Source organism: Aquimarina sp. MMG016 (assembly GCF_018100805.1).
Taxonomy (GTDB): domain Bacteria; phylum Bacteroidota; class Bacteroidia; order Flavobacteriales; family Flavobacteriaceae; genus Aquimarina.
Genome location: NZ_JAGJEA010000004.1, coordinates 201,775 through 223,091 on the forward strand (window position 1 = coordinate 201,775; position 21,317 = coordinate 223,091).

The following is a 21,317-nucleotide window of genomic DNA, read 5'->3' on the forward strand; positions in this document are numbered from 1 at the left end:
AAATTATTCTTTTCCATCTACATAATCCTTGAGATACTTATACCTTTCTGTGAGTTTGCCATTCTGAGTCATTCTTCCACGATCCAATACTCCATCTGCATCATTATTAAAAAATGCAGGTATCACATGTTCCAAAAACATCTCTCCAAAACCTTCACTTGCATCTCTAGGCAATTCACAAGGTAAATTATCAACTGCCATAACCACAATTGCCTCAGGATCCATATAATCCACTTCCTCTTCTCTATCCGGATGATATCCATAAATTGGATCAGCAATAGTAGAAGGCCTGATTGTGGTTGCTACCGGACCATCAATATCACAAGAAATATCTGCTACTACCATAATCTTAAAATCTTCGGACTTAGCATCTTCTCTCGTGTAAAGAAAAGGGGCTCCATCTCCAAAAAAATGACCAGCAATATACATATCACTTACTTTGGCAAATCTCATAAAATCACTAACATACTCCTGTGGATTCGTATAAAAATCATTTTTATCTTTTACGATATCATCACTACGCTTATTATAATCCAAAACATCAATCTGTACATAAACCGGCTCATCAAAAGTCTGATTTAGATATGCATCTACTCCTACTTCTTTGATCTTCATAGCATCCAAAATTTCTTTGGCGCCTCCTCCTACCTTACCTTTTCCTGTCAATACGATCTTTATATTCGGTAACTCAATTTGAGTCAACTCTGATTCCAGTGCTTTTTGATCTGATAATGTTTCTGCCTTAGGAAGTTCGAAACCTCCCGTTCTTAGCCCTAACGCTCTAAAACCATTATACGCACCAACGATACCAGCATATCTTCCAAAACCAATTAGTCTAAACCCATGCTTACCTATAATTACTTCGTGATCATATAGCTCTATGTTTTTCTCTAAAACAACTTTCAACAAGTCTCGATTATAAGGTTGTTTTTTGATGGTATGTGAAAAGAAAAAATACTTTTTATTAGGTATTAATTCTGATATCGGCACTTCTTTTACCCCTAGTAATACATCAGCATCTGATATATTGTCAGTAACTGCAAATCCAGCCTTTTCGTACTCCTCATCATGAAAAACCCGAATATCTGAGTTTTCTACTATAAATGAAGCTTCTGGAAACATTGATTTTGCCTTTTTAAGACCTTCAGGAGAGAAAACAACGCGACGATCTGGCGGATTTTTGCGTTCTTTGATAATACCGAACTTCGTCATAAGGTTTTGGTATATATTTTGTTGATTTAAAATTGCGGCTAAAGATATGACAATTATAGCTATCTTTGCCAACCATTTCAGGTTTCTGGTTCCAAGTTTTGGGTTTCAGGTTAGTGTAACTTTTAAACTATATACCACAAACTATCAATTAAATTCGGGGTCGACTGGTTTTGACAGCGAGATTAATAGGATGGTAAGCACGTCGAGCTATGAGATTAATGCTCGTTAATATCTATTTCACTTTTTTAAACGGCGAGAATAACTACGCCCTAGCTGCATAATCTGAATTTATAGTAGGATAATGCCTCGGTCCGCAAGGCGGACAAGCAGGATACCTCTCAAGAGCCTTGGTTTACGGCGATTGATTATGAGGTATCGTAAAAGTAAACCTAGAAATTATAGGATCTTGATATAATTTCGAAACTTAATTAAGAATAAGCGATAGGTTGGCGGTTTTTGGTCTTTCTTATCGACGAAAATTAAACAAAAACTAAACGTGTAGAAAGCTGTTGTATTACTTGTTTGGACGAGGGTTCGAATCCCTCCGACTCCACTGCAATCCTGCCAAATGGCAGGATTTTGTGTATCCGGGGGATTCGGTCAACGCACCACCTGGCTCTTAAGCTAAAAATGGCAATAGTTAGCACCAATACTGAACAACAAACATTGACAATAAAAAAAAGAATTTTCATTCAAATGATATTCACTTTATTTTTTTCAAACAACAGATACTGAAATTTTTCACAAACTCTCCCACATCTTATCAGCATTTAATCTAAAACTACCTAAATATTTAAAACTACATTCTGAAGGAGATATAATAGACAAAAAAGGTTCTTCTTTTTTATTTTTATACAAGTAATATACCTCACCAACAATTGGTTCAAAATTAAACTTAGCATTGTATACTAGATTATTATATTCAAATTGCTCCATTAAAGCATCATATTCTGCTTTAAGTTCATCATATTTTGCTTTTACCTGTTTATTGACCTTATGGATATTAGTATTTTTCCAAGCTATAGTATCTTTAGTAGTGATTACAGGAGCACCTACACTGGTGGCATATGGTTTTAAAGCAGCATCATAACGTTTTTCTTTTTCATTATACACCACATTATCAGGTTTTTTATTTTGCATCGGTTATCGTTTTGAGATTTTATTATGAGTGATTTGCCGTTGACGAGAGCACTTAAATCTTCCATCTTCAAACACTCGCCTCTTAAGATGTTTAGTTTTTCTGCCTTGAACACGTTTCCGCCACATTTTAAAACTTGAAGGCCTCATTTCACGACGCATAAGCTCAATAACTTCTTGTTCTTTTAATCCGAATTGTATTAAAATTGCATCAAAAGGAGTCCTGTCTTCCCAGGCCATTTCAATAATTCTGTCAATATTCCGTATTGATAATTCTTTCTTCATCCTATTTTAGGTTTTTTCTATTGGGTAATGTATGTTTTTTAAGTATACGATAACTCTCTTTCTTTACCAGAGTATCATCTTTCATATTCCATAGGGTGTCACTTGCTTTTTTTCGTGTACTATTCATATCTACAATGGGGAATGGATAATCTTCTCCTATGGTTACATTATTAAACTTTTGATCCAAAAGTGTCATCTTATAAGGTTCATGAATGAATTCTATAGGAATATTGCGAAGCTCTGGAACCCACTTTTTGATAAAGACACCCTGTGGATCGTGTTCAACACTGTTCTTGATTGGATTATAAATTCTTAGTGTATTAATACCAGTTTCTCCAGCTTGCATTTGCAATTGTGGAAAATGTATACCAGGCTCAAAATCCAAAAACATACTTGACAAATACGTACTTGCTTCTTGCCAAGGTTGCCATAAATTGTGTACAAAAAAAGATACTACCATAGCACGCATTCTAAAATTAATATATCCAGTCTCTCTCAAGCAACGCATACAGGCATCTATGAGTGGATATCCTGTTTTTCCATCTTTCCAGGCAGCTTGGTATTCTTTAGAAATACTTTTCTTAAGTTTATGATACCCCTTATTGATGCTTTCAAACTCCATGATATCTTCCATTTCAAATTTTTGTACAAAATGTACTTGCCAATGTAATCTTGAAGCAAATGCATCAACCTGTTTCTTACTATTAGATATTTTCCTAAACTCCATTGTATATTGCCATACTTGTCTAATAGAAATATTACCCCAAGCAATATATGGAGATAAACGACTGCAACCTTTGCGTGCCAATTCTGGTTTTGAAATATGAAAACTATAGTTCTTATATCTTCCTTTATAGAAAAAAGATTCTAAATATTTAATTGCAGTTGTGGTTCCGCCGTTTTGAAAGTTAATATTTTCGAGGGTTTCAAGATTTTCTAATTTAAAAACACGCTCTACTTCGTTAATAGTCTCTAATGGAATAAAACTCTTCTCATTGGGATTAAATTCAAGCAGAGGTTTTGTCATATAACGTTCGCAATCATCTCGCCAAGTACTTCTATTTTTTAATCCTCTAAGAATCCCATTATTGCTGTTTTCTATCCAAGTAATCAAGTTGTTTTTGCAAAAAGATTTGAAGTTCTTATCACGATTATAGGTAGCTTTGATACCCGTTTCTTGATGTGAAAAAACAGTACCTATTTTCCAAAATTGCTGTAGCGTACCAAAGGTTTTCAAAACCTCCGAGGATACCGTCAATACTTTAGTATTAAAAGGGAGAAGTTGTCTATTTATGTCTTCTAAAGATTGTTTTATAAAATTCCAATGGCGATCACTATAATGTTTGTCGTTTTTTAAAGAGGTTTCAAAAACATATAATAAAAGAGTAGGTTTACCAGATGTTATTGCGTTATGAATTGCTTCATTATCCTGCAATCTAAGATCTCGCTTAAACCATACAATATTGATATGTTCTTTCTTGCTAATAGTCATTAGGGTTTTCAATTATAGCATTGGCCCTAGTTTTTAGAGCTTCAAGTTTTTCGACATCCATTTTATCCAGTAAATTCATCATTATACTCATTCGTTGATTATTCTTAAAATATTCTCGCTTTTCATCCAAAAAATTCCAATACAATGAATTAAAAGGACAGGCATCCTGTTCTGTTTTTTTAGAAACTTTATAGAAACACCCTTTGCAATATGTGCTCATTTTATTGATATAACTACCGCTAGAAACATAAGGTTTGGTAGCTACAATACCTCCGTCTGCAAATTGACTCATTCCTCGTGTATTGGTAATCTCTACCCATTCGATAGCATCAATGTAGACTCCTAGATACCATTTATCTACTTCATCAGGATGTGTTTGTGTTAATAATGCATAGTTACCAGTGATCATTAACCGTTGAATATGATGAGCATAAGCATCATCCATACTTTGCTTTATAGATTGATTAAGACAATTCATCTTAGTATTTGCTGTCCAATAAAAATCAGGAAGTGCATTTTTATTATTTAAATGATTGACCTGTTTATACTCTGGCATCTTCATCCAGTAAATACCTCTCATATATTCTCGCCAGCCTAAAATCTGACGAACGAAACCTTCGACTTGAGAAATATCAATTTCATCTTGACGTTCTCTCCAATAACCAATTACAGTTTCTATCACTTCTTTAGGATGCAATAGTTTGGCGTTCATCGCAAAAGAAAGTCTACTATGAAAAAGAAATTTTTCATCAGTATGCATTGCGTCTTGGTAGTCACCAAAATGAATTAGTAGATGTTTGCAAAAGTAATCCAGTACGCTTAGACCTTCCTCTCTTGTGGTAGGCCAATTAAAGTTTTCAGGATCGACATTTCCCATAGTTTTCACTTCGCAATCTTTGACGAGTTTTAAAAGTGTAGAAACATCTTTTTGAAACTTTAGTTCTTTAGGAATAGGAGGAGTACCATTCCATTTTTTACGATTACTTTGATCAAAATTCCATTTTCCACCTTCGGGATCTTTATCTGTAATCATCATGACATCATAACGCTTTCTCATATAGCGATAGAAATACTCCATAGTGAACTGCTTTTTGCCTTTAAAAAAATTAGCAAGGTCGGTTCTGGATGTCAAAAAATGTTCTGTATCAAAAGATTGGGATTCTATCTCAAGTGTTTCACAAAAATCTTTTAGTTGTTTATCTAAACGATACTCATCCGGAAGTTGATATTCGAATTTGGTAATACTATTTTTTCGAATTATTTTCTTAAGATTTAAAACTAAATCCTGTGCATTATCTTTATGATCTAGCTCAAAATATGTTACATTACAATCTTTATACCTCAACCAAATAGTAAAATTGCGCATACTCTGAAAAAAAGCAATAACTTTTTGGATATGATGAGTTGTATAATCTGTCTCCTGGCGCATTTCGGCCATAAAATAAAGCACATTACCATTAGTTTCTTTATACCAAGAATGATGATGATTTAGTTGATCGCCAAGTACTAGTCGTAATATCATAAATTAGAATAAAGTAGGTTGAAGCCAGAGGTTCTGAAATTTGTATTGGGGATCATATCTCTCAGATTGTAGTTGTACATTAAATTTTCGATCTCTGGGATCGTTACCTACACCCGATACATATAACCAATTACCGTAATTACTATGCACATCATAATCTATAAGCAAAGATTCAAAATATGCCGCTCCTATTCTCCAATCTAATTTTAACTCTTTAGCAAAATAAGAAGCTACATTTTGTCTACCTCGATTACTCATCCAGCCTGTATTTTTAAGTTCAATCATATTAGCATTCACAAAAGGCTCAGAAGTTTCACCATTGACCCAACGTTCTATCAATTTTTTATCAATTTTCCATTCGTATTCCTTATTAAGAATGCCATCTATTTTGAAAATGTTATTTCTATGCTTCAGTGAGATATATTTAAAAAAATCTCGCCAGATGAGTTCAAAAATTAACCAATACGTGGAATCATTTTTATCTACCTGTTGTTCATATTTTTTTACCTCATTATAAATAGTTCTGCTAGAAATACTGCCATTGGCTAACCAAGCCGAAAGCTTTGAACTATAGTTTTCACCGACAAGGCCATTACGGGTTTTCTTGTAATATGAAAGTTTCTTGGACTGCCAGAAGTATTCATCAATTCTAAGTAAAGCCTGATTTTCACCTCCCTTAAAGGGAAATGCAGACCTTGAATCAATTCTGAATTCCTGGTAACCCAAATCAACAAGTTGTGGAATATTGGTATTGTTTTCTGCTTTATTTTCAGGAGATAGAGTAGCTAGATAAACTGAAGGTCTTATAGCAGCTAATTTTTCACATTTTTTTCTGAAATTGGTAAAAACTTGAGGTATCTGATCAATTTCAAAGGGGACATCATCTGGGTGAAATAGAAATTGATCATAATTTTCTAACCATTCTAGATGGTAACGTGCTGTTGATTTTTTTACAGTATTTAAAATATCTGATTCTTCCTGGGTCCATTCCTTTTGCAGATATATTTTAGAAATATTTCTACCTTCAAGAAATTGAGGCAATACATCTTCTGGATGTTGATGATATAAGAATAAAGAGATATTTAACTGCTCAAGATTCTTTTTAAGATCATTTACCGTTTCTAACAAGAATTTAGCTCTGTATTTTTCGGTTTTCTTAAAACCATATCCATTAGTTTCATAATGTCGAGGGTCAAAAAAATAAATTGCGATTACTTTTTCATGATTTGATACTGCTTTGCACAAAGATGTATTATCTTGAATTCTTAAATCATTTCTAAACCAAACCAATCCAGTATCTACCATTGCTCTTTTTTGTTTCTCCTACATCTCTCACTACAATACTTTACTTCATCCCAAACTTTCTCCCATTTTTTGCGCCAGGTAAAAGGTCTTTGACATACAGCACAAGTCTTCTGAGGTAAGTGAAACTTTTTCATGTAAAAACGTTTAACGAATTTACAAAATCATTAAACAAAAAAGAAGTTACTATGAAATGTTTAACAGATTATAATTGAAAATTATAGATTTAATCTATCCGAATCACCTCGTCTTTAGTGATAACAAACGCTTGATCTTCTTTATTGGGTGAGATGATATATTTTCCTGTAAAAGTTCCAAAAGCAGGTAGAATCATTTGGTTTTTTTTCTTAATAAAACAAGGAACTGATATAGATTGCTTTCCTAAACCTTTTAATCGTATACCAGGATGAATATGTCCTGAGATATTAAACGTATGTTCGCGTATTTCTGGAATATGTGTTAGTAGTATTGAGTCGATCAACCATTCAGCTGTTACATTTATATTGATTTCCTCATACTTTGAAGGTGAAATGATGTCGTGATTGCCCGTTACAAGTACAACTTTTGGGGTAATATTCTTGATCCAGGTAGTAAATAACTGCCACTCAGAATTTATATAACTATGAAATAGATCACCCAAAAAGCAAAGTACTTCAGGCTTAAAATCCAATAAAACACTATCTAGTTGATGAAAATTATATTGTATTGCGGATAAGGGTATCGCACTGCCATGTTTTCTAAAATGAGTTACTTTTCCTAAGTGTACATCGGCAATCAATAGCATTTTTTTTTCTTTCCAGTACATTGCACCACTAGGGTGAAGCGTAAAGGTTTCTTTATTAATATTAATCGTTTCTGTTTTTATCATACGTATCAAAGCTATGATTTTTCTAGCTGAATAGTCATTTTTCTAATACGATCTACCAATTTCTCCGAGGATAATTTTTCTCGTAACCTATCAGTAATAATAGGAAAGGAAAATGGTGTAGGTTTTTTGCATCGTTTCCAGGTTATGGTTTGCTTACCAATACGTTCCATAGCTAATTGTAGTCTCCCTTCTTGTAGCTGGTGTTCAAAAGTTTCTATAAATGACTGCTGATATAACAAATTGCTTGATTCATAATCCTTAAAAACATTAAAAAGTAATTGTGAACTAGACTGTAAGTGTTTACTTTTCAATAATTTGTCTGGATATCCGGTAAATACCAATCCAGAAATTACAGCGATGTCTCTAAATTTACGCCTTGCCATCTCTGTAGCATTCAAGCTTTTTCGTAAATCTTTACTCAAATATGCTGTAGTAAATAAATTATTATCCAATACCTGTTGCATATCAATCTCTTGGTCAGATAATAATTCAAAACCGTAATCATTAAATGCAATGGAAAAACTTATTGGTGCAAGCAAACTTATACGGTATGCTATCAAACTTCCTAATGCCTCGTGAACAAATCTTCCTTCAAAAGGATAAAAAACGGCATGGTGCCCATCTCGAGTTTTAAAAGTTTCTATCAAAAATTCATCAGGCCCAGGAACAATGCTTTCCTTTTTTTGTCGATCAAAAATATGAGTGAGTGCTTTTAACTCTTTAGACACTTTAGGATTTGCAGAAGACGAAATATAAAGCTCTTCCCTTAATAAGTTACTCATTTCTGAAGAAAAACTCATACGACCGCCCATCCAACTCGGGACTTTAGAAGTTTTTTGTTTTGATTTCCTAACCAAAACTTGCATATTCTTAACTCGAAAAAGTTCTAGATTGCGACCAGCAAAAGTAAATACATCTCCAGGTTTTAATTTAGAAATAAACCATTCTTCAATAGATCCCAGATATCCTCCTTTCATGTACTTGACTGTCAAGACAGCATCGCTAACAATGGTTCCTATTTGTAAACGATGTCTCATTGCTACAGAACGACTATTTACTTTGAACCGTCCATCTGGTTCAATATCAACTTTTTTATATTCATCATAACTCTGTAGGCTTTGACTACCCAATGTTATGAAATTTAAAACCCATTGAAACTGTTCTTCGGTTATAGATTGAAAACAGAATGTGCCTTTAACTTCTGAAAAAATCTGATCAGGATAAAAACCATCAGAAACGGCTAACGTAGTTAGGTATTGAACTAATACATCAAAACTATTAAGATATGGAACGCGATCTTCCACAATTTTATGTTGTACCGCTTTTTGTAGTGCTGATGCTTCCACTAATTCTATTGCATGAGTTGGCAAAAAGTAAATTACACTTTCTTTTCCTGGTTGATGACCACTTCTCCCGGCACGTTGTAGAAAACGAGCTACGCCTTTTGGACCACCTATCTGAATAATGGTTTCAACAGGAGCAAAATCTACTCCAAGATCAAGGCTAGATGTACATACTACCGCCTTAAGTGATTCATTACGAATCGCATGCTCAACCCACAAACGAGTTTCTTTATTGATACTACCGTGATGCATTGCTATTTCTCCTGCAAATTCTGGATACCTTTCCAATATTTTCTGAAACCAGATCTCGCATTGTGCTCTTGTATTGGTAAAAAGTAAGGTCGTTTTGCTTTGCCCAATAATAGGGATTACCTCTTCGAGTAAATGCAATCCTAAATGCCCTCTCCAAGGAAATGTTTCCATTTCTTTAGGAATTATGGATTTAACTTTAATCTTTTTAATGATATTCGCTTTTATCAATACAGAATTTTCTATCGCATCCAAAGAGGTGCCCAGCAAAACTTCACGGGCCTGTTCCAGGTTACCTATGGTTGCAGATATCCCCCATATACGTAACGAATTAGATACAATTCTGAGTCGTGATAATGCTAACTCCATTTGTACACCTCGTTTACTACCTAAAAGTTCATGCCATTCATCTATTACTACTGCAGTAACATCTTTGAAGGTTTTATCATACCCTTTGGATGCCAATAATAACTGTAGACTTTCTGGAGTAGTGATTAATAAATCAGGCATTGTTCTTTTTTGTGCCGCTCTTTCTTTTTGAGAAGTATCTCCGGTACGAATACCAACAGTAAGGGGCACTCCCAATTCCTCTACAAAACGTTCTGTTGCTTGTTTTATTTCTACGGAAAGTGCTTTCAATGGAGTGATCCAGATAGCTTTTAGTCCTTTTTTATGTTTTGAGGTGTATTCAGGGTTTCTTTTGATATAATCTAAAACAATAGGTATCCATAAAGCATATGTTTTTCCACTACCTGTTGGAGCATTTAATAACCCATTTTTTCCTTGCAAAAAAGCACTCCATGTTTGTCTCTGAAAAGGAAAAGGCTTCCAGAATTGATTTTCGAACCAATTTTCTGCAATAGTATAGAGTTCTTTTCTATTCATAGGGTTAAGAAGTAATCATAGCTTTTAGGTCTTCCAGAGTATTAGCCTCTTCTATTTTTTTATCTTGTCTCCATCTCAAAATACGAGGAAATCGGGTTGCAATTCCACTTTTATGTCGTTTTGATAAAGCAATTCCCTCAAAAGCAATCTCAAATACCAATGCTGGAGTTACACTTCGTACAGGACCAAAACGTTCTAACGTATTTTTCTTAATCCAGGCATCAACTTTTCTAAATTCTGCGTCAGTTAAACCAGAATATGCTTTTGCAAAAGTTACTAATTCATTATTCTCTCTGTTCCAAAGTGCAAATGTATAATCGGTAAAAAGATTTGATCTTCTACCGTGTCCGCGCATAGCGTATGTAAGTACTGCATCAATAGTTAGTGGATCTACTTTCCATTTCCACCAATCTCCTTTTTTTCGTCCAACTCGATAAGGAGAATCTTTTCTTTTAAGCATTAATCCTTCACTTTTCATCTCACGTGAACGAGATCGTTCTTTTGTAACATCTTCCCAGGAATTAAAAGTCATTTTCTCAGATAGCTGAAGAGGAAACAAATCCGTGTATTCCTGATTAGATTTATAATCATAAATATTTTCATACATGCACTCTAGTAACTCTCTTCTTTCAGAAAAAGGCATATTTCTAATATCTTTTCCTTTCCACTCTAACATATCATATACCTTAAGAATTACTGGAGTTTTAGCCAACAAAGCTTTAGAAACATTTTTTCGGCCAATTCGGGTTTGTAAGTCATTAAATGTACCAATACTTCCATTCGGAAATGGTAAAATCTCACCATCGAGTACAGTTCCATCAGGAATTTGATCTACAAAAGAGTAAAACTCTGGGTATTTATCTGTTACTAATTCTTCTCCACGGCTCCAAACAAATAATTTATGATCTCTGATAATTACCTGAGATCGAATTCCATCCCATTTATGTTCTACGCTCCAATCTAGAACATTACCTAAACTGGCAACTTCTCCTTCGATTGCATATGCTAAGTAGAATGGGTAAGGTTTTGATAGAAAATCAGAAGCTTTTTCTTCTAAGACCAAATCCTTAAATGAAATAGTTTCTGGATTCCAGTTACCCATAAGTTTATAGGCTAGAATATCCTCATCAATTCCAGTTGCCTTTGATAAAGCTTTGGTCATCAGTTTTTGACTTACTCCAATTCTAAATCCTCCTGTAATTAATTTTGTAAATACGAATCGTTCATAATAATTGAGCACTTTCCAATTTTCTAACACATATGCTTTTTTATCATCTTCATCTTTTTTTTAAGAGCAATCATTTGATTTAAAAACTGAGTAAGTGACTTTTCTGTACTCCGTTTTGAAACTGGAATAACCAAGGCTATAGTTTCTGCCAGATCTCCAACAATATGATAAGACTCTTCGAACAACCATAATGGAATATTGGCTAATTCTGCTGCCCAACTTCTAAGTAAAGTTGTAGTTACCGGTCTTGGTGGACGACGATGAGAAAGAATGGCAATAGTCCAAACTTTATCAGGATCAGATGCATTTTGGAAATATGAAGTTAATGCAGCTACTTTGTCATTCGTTTTATTGGTGCTATCCAGTATCTTTATAAGGTCAGCAAATTTTTTCATTCAGAAACCTCGCTTCCTTTGTTTTTTTCCACCTCTACTAATTCTCCTTCATATTGCGTTTGTTCTGTCCTAGCATCATATCCTAATTCTCTAAGGTATCTCGAAAAAATATCTGTATATCCATGTGTACTTATTATCTTTTCTGCTCCTGTAGCTTCGATTGCTTGTAATAATCCTTGCCAATCACAATGATCAGATAATATAAACCCTTTATCTATTGCTCTACGCCTACGAGCCCCCCTAAAAGCCATCCATCCACTTGCTGAAGCAGTAACATATGGAACCATTTTACGAATCCAAGTACTCCCGTGTGCACTGGGAGGAGCCAATACTATGTTTCCTTTCAATTCTTCTTTTGTAGTATCTCGAGTTATTAATATAGTTTCTGGAAAATCTACTATTGAACGAAGAACTTCAGTCATATTTTCAATTGCACCGTGAGTGTAAATTTTACCGATAGTAGGGTCCAAATATTTTAATAATCGTTGTGCTTTACCCAAGGAATATCCAAAAAGAATAGAGGTTTTTTGTTCTTTTTGATTTCTTGACCACCAGGAATTAATATCCTCAAAAACTTCAGTTTGTGGAGCCCATTTAAATGCTGGTAGACCAAAGGTACATTCGGTGATAAAAGTATGGCACCTTACGGGTTCATAGGGTACAGAAATACCATCATCTTCAATTTTATAATCGCCAGTAAAAACCCATACTTCGCCTTTATGTTCTACTCTAATCTGTGAGCTACCAATGATATGACCTGCAGGGTGAAAGGAAAACTTTACATTATTGATCATAAAGGTTTCATTGTATTTTTTTCCAGTCACTACGATATCGCCAAGTCTATGCTTAATTATAGGAATATTGGTATGTTGAGTAATATATTGTTTATGTCCCCACCGGCTATGATCTGCATGACCATGAGTAATGATAGCTTTATCAACAGGTTTCCAGGGATCAATATATACGTCGGCAACCTCACAATAAATTCCTTTATCATTAAAAACAAGTAAGGGTATATTCATTGTATCACTTTTCTTCTTAAAGATACTTATTAAAGATAACTACCCCATATCAATACAACTTAAAATAAAGACTAGTGTCCATAACAATGTACGCGACCAATTGAGATGTACTAATTGTTTTAATATAGTATCATTGATCATATTGGATGAAATTTTGAGATGTAATGGTACAAATTGTAAAAATGTTAATAACCAGATTGTTATTATCAATCCTAAGTTAATCACTCTTAATAGAGAGAATTCTCTAAAAACCCAAACAACAGACAAAATCAATTGCCCTATCATTAAAAATATAACAATATAGCCAAGTCTAAGTGTATACTCTTTATGCCATTTAACAAGATTGTTCTTTTGGTAGTAAGTAAAACTTGGGTAAATTATTCGCTGTACTAACCAGATTAATACTAATAATCCAAAATCAAAGAGCAGTTTTAAGATTTCTACATTCATTAAAAAAAGTATATGAACTTACTGTTTTTGAATCATTTCTATTTGTTTATGAATATCTTTTGCTTAAACATATTTTTTTATCACTTTCGGCACGGTTAATACTAGAAAGTTCATCTTATTTAGACATCAATTTCTCGTACTTCTTATGTAAAACCTCTACCCTGGATTTTTCTTAAACAGTCCGAACATAAGCTATTAGTCTAAGGATTAGTTTTAATCCTTAAGATAGTTTTGTAACTCAGCTATTTTATCAGATGTATTAAAAACACCTCCGTAATATGCTGTTACTGTCGCTGATGTATCATCTTTTATTCCTCTAGAAGATACACACAAGTGTTTGGCATCTATAATTACAGCTACATCTTCTGTATCCAAAATCTGTTTTAACTCCAAGGCAATCTGATTTGTTAACCGTTCTTGTACCTGAGGACGTTTTGCAAAATATTGAACAATTCTATTTAGCTTAGATAATCCAATTACTTTTCCAGAAGAGATATAAGCAATATGGGCTTTCCCTATTATAGGAACAAAATGATGTTCGCAGTTAGAATAAAAAGTAATATTTTTTTCTACCAGCATCTGATTGTATTGATATTTATTATCAAACAACGCTACTTTTGGCTTATTCTTAGGATTTAATCCAGAGAAAATTTCATCTATATACATTTTTGCTACTCTGGCAGGAGTTCCTCTCAGTGAATCATCGGTTAGATCGAGCCCCATTACATCCATGATCTCAGCAAATAGTTGAGTAATACGTTCTTTTTTATCAGTGTCAGAAATATCAAAAGCATCCTGCTTCATAGGTGTTTCTATACCTGTACTGATATGATCATCTCCAATTTCTTCTATAGAAAAACCATTCAAACGATGGCCATTAGGTCGCATTAAAGTTTTAGTTTTCAATTCCATCTATTCTTTTTGTTAACTTAAAGTTTGCTTAATCCAAGCACTTAAAAAGAGTCTATTATACTAAAATTAAGTGTTTAAACTTTTTCTTCTATTTCAAATCTACAAAAATGTTTAACTATAATTGATAATAGTTAAACAAAAATTAACATAACACTATAAACTTTATGCATATTTAAGTATTGCAAGACGATAATAAATAACAAGATGTTCCTTTACATATCTCTATGAATTATTGTTTTATTATATATTTTATCTCTTTAACTCCATCTTTTTCTATAGTGATCGAATACATTCCTTTTTCAAGGTAAGAAAGGTCAATGGATTTGCCTGACTTAATATATTTTGAAGTCATTACTTTACGTCCTAAAGCATCAAAAACAATAATATTCGCATTATCTGTATCAAAATTAAATTGGATGATATCTGTAAAAGGATTTGGATATATTGAAGTAGTACTTATTCTCTTTCTTTCTTCATCTGGTTTTGTACTATAAGTTGAAGCAGAGTCAAAAGATCGAGCGTTATTTTGTTTGGTAATTTTAATCCAGTTGATATTCCATCCACCTGATGCCGCATAAATTCCCAATGGATATGTTCCTGCATTTACATTAACAATATGAGACACAGTAGTCCAATTTTGCCATCCTCCAGTATTTGGAATATTTACTTGTCCTAAAACCGTTGCGCCTGCATTAATATCTGTTGATAATTTAGCACCATTAATTGTACTTGCTACACGATATTCAATAGTATAACTCCCAGAAGTCGGAAAGTTGATATTATTATATGCCATCCAATCTCCTGTATCTATATACCCTACATTTTGACCTCCTTCTGAACAATTTTCGTTCTGAACACCAAACATAGAGGTATAATTTTCTGCTTCTATAAAAGTACTTGATCCACCATTTGATTTGGATATAATAATAGAAGTTACCTGATCATTAAAACCATCATCTACAAGACAACTATCATCTATAGTTTTGGTAACGGATGTTCCTGTAAAGTTATCATCAAAATAAAGCGTAGTTTGGTAACCAGATTGCACTTTTACAGAGGAAATATCATCATCTTTTATACCCAACCCTATCAACTGTGTTCTGGTGTAATTACCTTCACCAAGACCAATAGCATATCCGCCATATGAGCAATGCTCATAGATAATAGCAACTCCTGTTGGTGGAGGATTAGCACTGGCTTGATATACACGTACATAATCGACATACATACGTGCCGGAAGCCTACTCTCATCAACAGAAAACCCAGGCCAATTACCACCTACAGCCATATTTAGTAGTAGAAAATAATCATTATGAAACTCACTTGTTCCATTAACCCCATTACTTATATCTACTATGTGATATTCTGTTCCATCTATAAACCACCTAATGTTATTCTCATTCCATTCTATAGAATATACATGGTAATCATTTACGTTTACCGCTGTATGCCCTCCATAAGATGCATAATTATTGTTATTATCTTGCCAATGTATAGTGCCGTGAACATCTGGTTCATTATTGACGTGTTCCATAATATCTATTTCTCCGCAGGCGGGCCAGCCTACAGCAGAAATATCACTTCCTAACATCCAAAAAGCTGGCCATAGTCCCTGCCCAGATGGCAAAGCTATTCTTGCTTCTATTTTACCATATTTGAATTTTCGTCTGCCTTGAGTTTTCATTCTTGCAGAAGTATATCCATACCCTCCAAAATTTTCTTTTTTGGCTGTGATAACCAAACTACCATTTTCTATAGTAGCATTTTCTCGTCTATAAAATTGCAGCTCATTGTTACCCCATCCTGAAGAACCGTTTCCGGTCTCAAATACCCAGTCCGGACTAATTCCATTAGTAAATTCATCTTGCCAAACCAAGTTCCAGCTTTGGGAAGTAGCTACTGGACTTAACATCATAAAAAAAGTAAAAAATAGTAAGGTTTTAATTGTTTTCATATCGATTGTGTGATTAGGTTAGTAGTAACAAGGACAATGCATATCAATATGCCAGATAGCAAATTCAATTTCCTTAAATCCGACACACTCAATAAAAATGATAGATTGAGATTGTTTTCTTTTAAATATTAATTCTTTAAAAAATCAATTACTTAACATTTTTATTGAGGTTTTATCAAATTTAGACAAGAAAAATGTAGATTCATCAAAATAAAACACAACAAAAAATATACAAAAGACAAAAAAGCAAGTATATTTTTATTCTTATAGATACACCCTTTAAAAAGCGTGTCTCACAGTATTAAAAAAACAAGACAAAGAGCTGATTTATATACTTTTGTAATATTTGTATAGGTAATGTTGTAGTAGTTTTAATATATCACAACCTTTATTTTTGTCGTTAAATGTAAAGATGTAATTTTTCCCCTAAATTTGATTAATATTTTATAGAACTATTGATATACAAGAATAGGGGTTTTATGAATTGAAGTTGAGCGAGTATTGAATTTTATAATTAACTTTATTTGCTAATTATTCATCATCATTAAAAATAATAGTTTCATTAAAGAAAGTAACTACAACTTAGGCTAATTAGTTTATAAATGTCACTTTTAGCTATTTCTATTTGAATATTTTTAAGTAGCAAAAATCGGTTCTTCTATTGTAAATGTCTACAAAACATTTTCTAAACATTTCATCATAGATCAAATTTTCGTTCTTTTCTCTAATTATCAATACGTTAAATTAAATCATAGCGGATTTTATTCGTAAATTTAAGTATCAAATAGTACCCCAATGACCACCAAATTTATTAATTGTTGTGTAGTTTTTTTATTGCTGTTCTTTGAAGTAATAGGGCAAGTACCAGATTTAAACTTTAAAAGATACACTAAAAAAGAGGGCTTATCTAATAATAATATAACTTCATTTGCTCAAACACCTGATGGTTTTTTGTGGGTTGGCACTACGGATGGACTAAATCGATTTGGTGGTAATGAATTTAAAGTTTTTCGTCACCATCCAAAAGATTCAAGTAGTATAAGCGACAATAGCATAACTGCACTTTTGGTAGATCATAAAGGTACACTATGGATAGGTACAGAACATCAAGGACTTCTCAAATACAATACAGAAAATGAAACTTTTGAGCGTTTTAATCATAAACCTTATCAAGACAACAGTCTTAGTCATCCTTATGTAACTTCAATAAAAGAGGATATCAATAATCAACTTTGGGTAGGAACAGTTATGGGATTAAATCTTTTTCGGCCTAAATCGAATAATTTCAAAAGATATTTTTATGAAACTAGCTTTCTAATTGATGACAAAACTTTAACAAAATTAGACAAAGATCACTTCCCACCTGAAAAATTATCCGAACTAACTCGTTTAAAAGATTCTTTGTTTCCTAATCAAATAGTCTTTCATAATGCTCTTAAGGGATTGTTTGATGAGGAAGAAATGGTTGTTTATGAAAAAGCTATTTATCAAAATAGTAATAGACAAAACAATGCCTCACATATTAGGGTTGTTGCACCAGATTCTAAAGGGAATTTATGGCTAGGATATGATAACGGTGGTTTAAGTTATTTTAATCCACAAACCAATCATATGGCCAGTTTTAATGATCTACTGGCGTCTATTCAATTAGATAATCAAAAAATAGGAGCGCTTTTATTGGATAATGACTTCCTTTGGGTCGGCTTTAATAATGGTGCATTATACAAGATAGATGTTGTATCCCATCATTTATCCAAGATCACCTTACCAGGAAATCCAAATAGTATAGAAACCTTGTTTAAAGATAACAAAGAGAATATCTGGATTGGGAATCATTCTGGTGTATACTTAAAAAATGGTAATAGTAATAATTTTACTTCATATGAAATAAATCCATTAAATGAATGGAATGTATCTACACCAGCTGTAAAAACAATTTTTCAGGATAACCAAGGAAACATATGGATTGGAATTGTTCAAGGAGGAATAAGTCAGGTTTTAAAAGATATGCCTTTCAACACTTATAATACTGATAAGTATAGTCAAATCCAGTTAAGCAAAAACTGTGTATCTTCTGTATTAGAAGATTCTAAAGGTCGAATTTGGATAGGATATTATACTTCTGGGATTGATCTTTGGGACAAGAATAAAAGTGTTCTGCAACATTTCGCTTTTGACGAAAAAGATACTTCTTCATTAGGTAAAGGTACTGTATTCTCCATATTTGAAGATCGTAAGGGTAGTATATGGATTGGTACTTATGAAGGAGGGTTACAAGAATATATACCGGCTTCTCAAAGTTTTAGAACTTATCGATTCGACCCTGAAGATGAGAACACCATTTCAGGTAATGATGTCAGATCTATCAAAGAGGATAAGAAAGGTAATCTTTGGCTGGCAATCCATGGCGGGGGATTAAATAAGTTTCATAAAGCAAGTGGGAAAGTAACTCGTTATAAAGCTAATTATCTTAACTGGGAAGATGCACTAAGTGACGACTGGGTATATACTATAGAAATTGATAAGAAAGATGATATTTGGATTGGTAGCGTAGCTGGTCTAACAAAATTCTCTACTGATAAAAACGAATTTCATACGTATAACACTAAAAACAGCGAATTAAGCCACGATAAAGTACGAGTACTTCACAAGGATGATAAAGGTATCCTTTGGATTGGGACTGAGAATGGTTTAAACCGTTTTGACCCTAAAAACTCTTCTTTTAAAATTATTACATCCAGAGACGGATTAATGAATAAATCTATTACAGGCATTACCTCAGATGTTTATGGAGAGTTATGGATTGCTACTAAATACAGTGTAGCAAAACTCAATCAAAACAGCAATGTATACTCTTTTATAGCATCTGATGCCTTTGGTGAAAACGAGTTTTTTGCAGGAGCATTCACCGTTGGAAATGACGGAATCTTATACTTTGGCGGTTTTCAGGGATTGCTTACCCTTAGACCTAATTCTCTAAAAATAGATAACCCAAAAATACCATTAATACTTACTGGTATTAGTATTAACTATGATAATGATTCACGACTTCTCTATGAGGTCGATTCTAATGGTATTAGAAATGCAAAATTTAATCATGATCAAAATTATATTCGTTTTAACTATGAGGGAGTTAATTTTGATCACGCCCGCCAATTACAGTACGCCTATAGATTAGAAGGTTTTGATAGAAACTGGAATTTCGCAAAACATATTAATGAGGCTACCTATTCAAATTTACCTTCTGGAAATTATCAGTTTATTGTTAAAGCTTCTATCGGCCATAATCACTGGACAACACCTAAGGTGCTAATGAATTTTGAGATACGTTCACCCTGGTGGAAAACAACCTGGGCATTGTCAATCTACTTTATGTTCCTTTTTTCATTAATATTTATATACAGATGGCTTGGGATTAGAAAAGAAAAACAAAGAAGTAATAAGAAGCTTCAACAAATGCGATTAAACTATAAAGAACAAATTGATTCACTAAAAATTAAATTCTATGAAGAAATCTCAAAGGATTTAGAAGCTCCGTTTAACACGATTAGAGGAACCTTACAGAAATTAATATCTAAAAATGAAGAAATCCCCCCAAAAACCAGATTAACATATTTTAATTTAATCAATCAAAACACCAGAAGAGTTATACGAATGATAAAACAATTGACTGATATTTCTACATTCGATTCGGCCTCGATGCAATTGCGTGTAGCAAAATATGATATTGTTCAATATTGTCAGTTATTAATAAACACATTTACTTATAGAGTAGATAAACAACATATGAATTTCTTATTTCATACTGATATTGATGCTGCAGAAGTATATTTTGATATTGACAAACTAGAAAAAATCCTGTATTCTTTAATCTCACACTCTATTTCGAACACTCCAAAAAATGGAAATATCAAGATAGCACTTAAATTGTACCGTGGTGAATCAACAAATAATCTCGATATATCTGAAACGGTTAATGATCATTGGCAATTCGCAAAAATCACCATTGAGCATACAGGCATATCTAATTTAGCTAAGAAAAAGTTTGGTTCAGGGAGCTTAAATGAAAAACATATATTAGAAACACAATATGCAGTAGCTTTAGGGAAACAATTGATATCTGTACATTTAGGTAACTTTAATCTTTCTTTTGGAAAAAACAGTACACTGTATAGTATAAGTATCCCTGTATCTGCTGATGCATTTCATCCAGAACAGATAGTTGCTGCTCCAGATATTAGTGAAAAAATAAAAGACCTTGAATTATATGCTACATCAGAATTATTAGGAGATTTCTTATCAGAAGACATATGGTTCGATGAAAAAGTTATCCCGCACCAAGACAAATCTCCTTTTATGATTCAATTATATGAAATTATAGACACGCAATTGAAAGATGACACCTTTGGTCCCGATAGTCTTGCCGAATATATGAACCTTAGTCGATCTCAACTTTACAAAAAGGTAAAAACTCTAACTAATCTTTCTGTTAGTATACTTATCAGAAACAGACGCTTATCTAAATCATTAGGGCTTTTGCTAAATACAGAATATAATATTTCTGAAATTGCCTATATCGTAGGTTTTAATGATCCTGGTTATTTCACCAAATGTTTTAAAGAAATGTATGGAAAATCTCCTAGCGAATTTATTCATAGTAAATAGAGATCTCTTTGTTCATTTACGCCTTTAAGGTTCTAAGTATTTTCGTTAAGCCATTCCCCTCACCCTATTAAAAAAGAAATAAATATCATTTTTCTGTCTTTACTAATAAAATAGGATTTTCTAATACTCTGAAATACCTATACATACCCTCAACAAGATCTAAATATCCCATATAAAAAAAAATATTTAGCTCATTAGGCTTTAAAACTATGCATTACTATAGTATCCAAATAGTAAACTTTTCAGCAACTAAATTCTCTCATTCTAACACATAGAAACCTAGACTCAATATATAATTCAAAATATTTGGCTTGTATTTTTATGTATTTATTAAACTTCCTAAGCTTTTTGAGACAATAATACCAATATGAGACAATAGTTAAACTAAGATTTTAA

The 21,317-nt window shown here is 32.9% G+C and carries 14 protein-coding genes, 1 other RNA gene and 1 pseudogene; 2 read left to right on the forward strand and 14 right to left on the reverse strand.

Annotation, left to right across the window (positions count from 1 at the left end; translation table 11 throughout):
* Window positions 1-3 precede the first annotated feature (3 nt).
* Window positions 4-1,212: an NAD(P)-dependent oxidoreductase gene (locus J8M14_RS10005; RefSeq protein ID WP_211074473.1), complete on the reverse strand. Its 1,209-nt coding sequence runs from the start codon at window positions 1,210-1,212 to the stop codon at window positions 4-6.
* Window positions 1,213-1,368: 156 nt separating this feature from the next.
* Between J8M14_RS10005 and ssrA the strand changes: the two genes are divergently transcribed.
* Window positions 1,369-1,768: a transfer-messenger RNA gene (gene ssrA / locus J8M14_RS10010) on the forward strand.
* A 185-nt stretch (window positions 1,769-1,953) separates the two neighbouring features.
* On the opposite strand, the gene J8M14_RS10015 is transcribed toward ssrA, so the two are convergent.
* From J8M14_RS10015 to J8M14_RS10075, 13 genes and pseudogenes are all read right to left on the reverse strand, one after another.
* Complete coding sequence (locus tag J8M14_RS10015) at window positions 1,954-2,352, reverse strand: DUF2452 domain-containing protein (protein WP_211074474.1); 399 nt, start codon at window positions 2,350-2,352, stop codon at window positions 1,954-1,956.
* 3 nt (window positions 2,353-2,355) lie between these two features.
* Entirely contained in the window at window positions 2,356-2,634 is a 279-nt protein-coding gene (locus J8M14_RS10020; RefSeq protein WP_211074475.1) for a TIGR03643 family protein, read from the reverse strand.
* A gap of 1 nt (window position 2,635) precedes the next feature.
* Entirely contained in the window at window positions 2,636-4,126 is a 1,491-nt protein-coding gene (locus J8M14_RS10025; RefSeq protein ID WP_211074476.1) for a deoxyribodipyrimidine photo-lyase, read from the reverse strand.
* Window positions 4,116-5,648, reverse strand: a complete 1,533-nt coding sequence (locus tag J8M14_RS10030; RefSeq protein ID WP_211074477.1) for a cryptochrome/photolyase family protein — start codon at window positions 5,646-5,648, stop codon at window positions 4,116-4,118. Before J8M14_RS10030 ends, J8M14_RS10025 begins: the two co-directional genes overlap by 11 nt.
* Window positions 5,649-5,651: 3 nt before the next feature.
* A complete protein-coding gene (locus tag J8M14_RS10035) occupies window positions 5,652-6,953 on the reverse strand; it encodes a DASH family cryptochrome (RefSeq protein ID WP_211074478.1) in 1,302 nt (433 codons plus the stop codon).
* Window positions 6,947-7,087, reverse strand: coding sequence for a DUF2256 domain-containing protein (locus J8M14_RS10040; protein WP_211074479.1), 141 nt, complete (start codon window positions 7,085-7,087; stop codon window positions 6,947-6,949). The genes J8M14_RS10035 and J8M14_RS10040 overlap by 7 nt, the downstream gene beginning before the upstream one ends.
* 89 nt (window positions 7,088-7,176) lie before the next feature.
* Complete coding sequence (pdeM, locus tag J8M14_RS10045) at window positions 7,177-7,818, reverse strand: ligase-associated DNA damage response endonuclease PdeM (RefSeq protein ID WP_211074480.1); 642 nt, start codon at window positions 7,816-7,818, stop codon at window positions 7,177-7,179.
* Between the two features lie 11 nt (window positions 7,819-7,829).
* Window positions 7,830-10,295 carry a ligase-associated DNA damage response DEXH box helicase gene (locus J8M14_RS10050; protein ID WP_211074481.1) on the reverse strand — a complete coding sequence of 822 codons (2,466 nt, stop codon included), beginning with the start codon at window positions 10,293-10,295 and terminating at the stop codon, window positions 7,830-7,832.
* Window positions 10,296-10,299: 4 nt separating this feature from the next.
* A pseudogene (locus J8M14_RS10055) lies at window positions 10,300-11,918 on the reverse strand (ATP-dependent DNA ligase).
* Entirely contained in the window at window positions 11,915-12,940 is a 1,026-nt protein-coding gene (locus J8M14_RS10060) for a ligase-associated DNA damage response exonuclease (protein WP_211074482.1), read from the reverse strand. The pseudogene J8M14_RS10055 and the gene J8M14_RS10060 overlap by 4 nt, the downstream one beginning before the upstream one ends.
* A gap of 39 nt (window positions 12,941-12,979) precedes the next feature.
* The gene (locus tag J8M14_RS10065) at window positions 12,980-13,390 is read right to left on the reverse strand and encodes a hypothetical protein (RefSeq protein ID WP_211074483.1); all 411 of its coding nucleotides are present in this window, start codon (window positions 13,388-13,390) and stop codon (window positions 12,980-12,982) included.
* Window positions 13,391-13,603: 213 nt separating this feature from the next.
* Window positions 13,604-14,302: a GTP cyclohydrolase I FolE gene (gene folE, locus J8M14_RS10070; RefSeq protein ID WP_211074484.1), complete on the reverse strand. Its 699-nt coding sequence runs from the start codon at window positions 14,300-14,302 to the stop codon at window positions 13,604-13,606.
* A gap of 229 nt (window positions 14,303-14,531) precedes the next feature.
* Window positions 14,532-16,256 carry a carbohydrate-binding protein gene (locus tag J8M14_RS10075; protein WP_211074485.1) on the reverse strand — a complete coding sequence of 575 codons (1,725 nt, stop codon included), beginning with the start codon at window positions 16,254-16,256 and terminating at the stop codon, window positions 14,532-14,534.
* 795 nt (window positions 16,257-17,051) lie between these two features.
* Between J8M14_RS10075 and J8M14_RS10080 the strand changes: the two genes are divergently transcribed.
* Complete coding sequence (locus J8M14_RS10080; RefSeq protein ID WP_211074486.1) at window positions 17,052-20,921, forward strand: two-component regulator propeller domain-containing protein; 3,870 nt, start codon at window positions 17,052-17,054, stop codon at window positions 20,919-20,921.
* Window positions 20,922-21,317 lie beyond the last annotated feature (396 nt).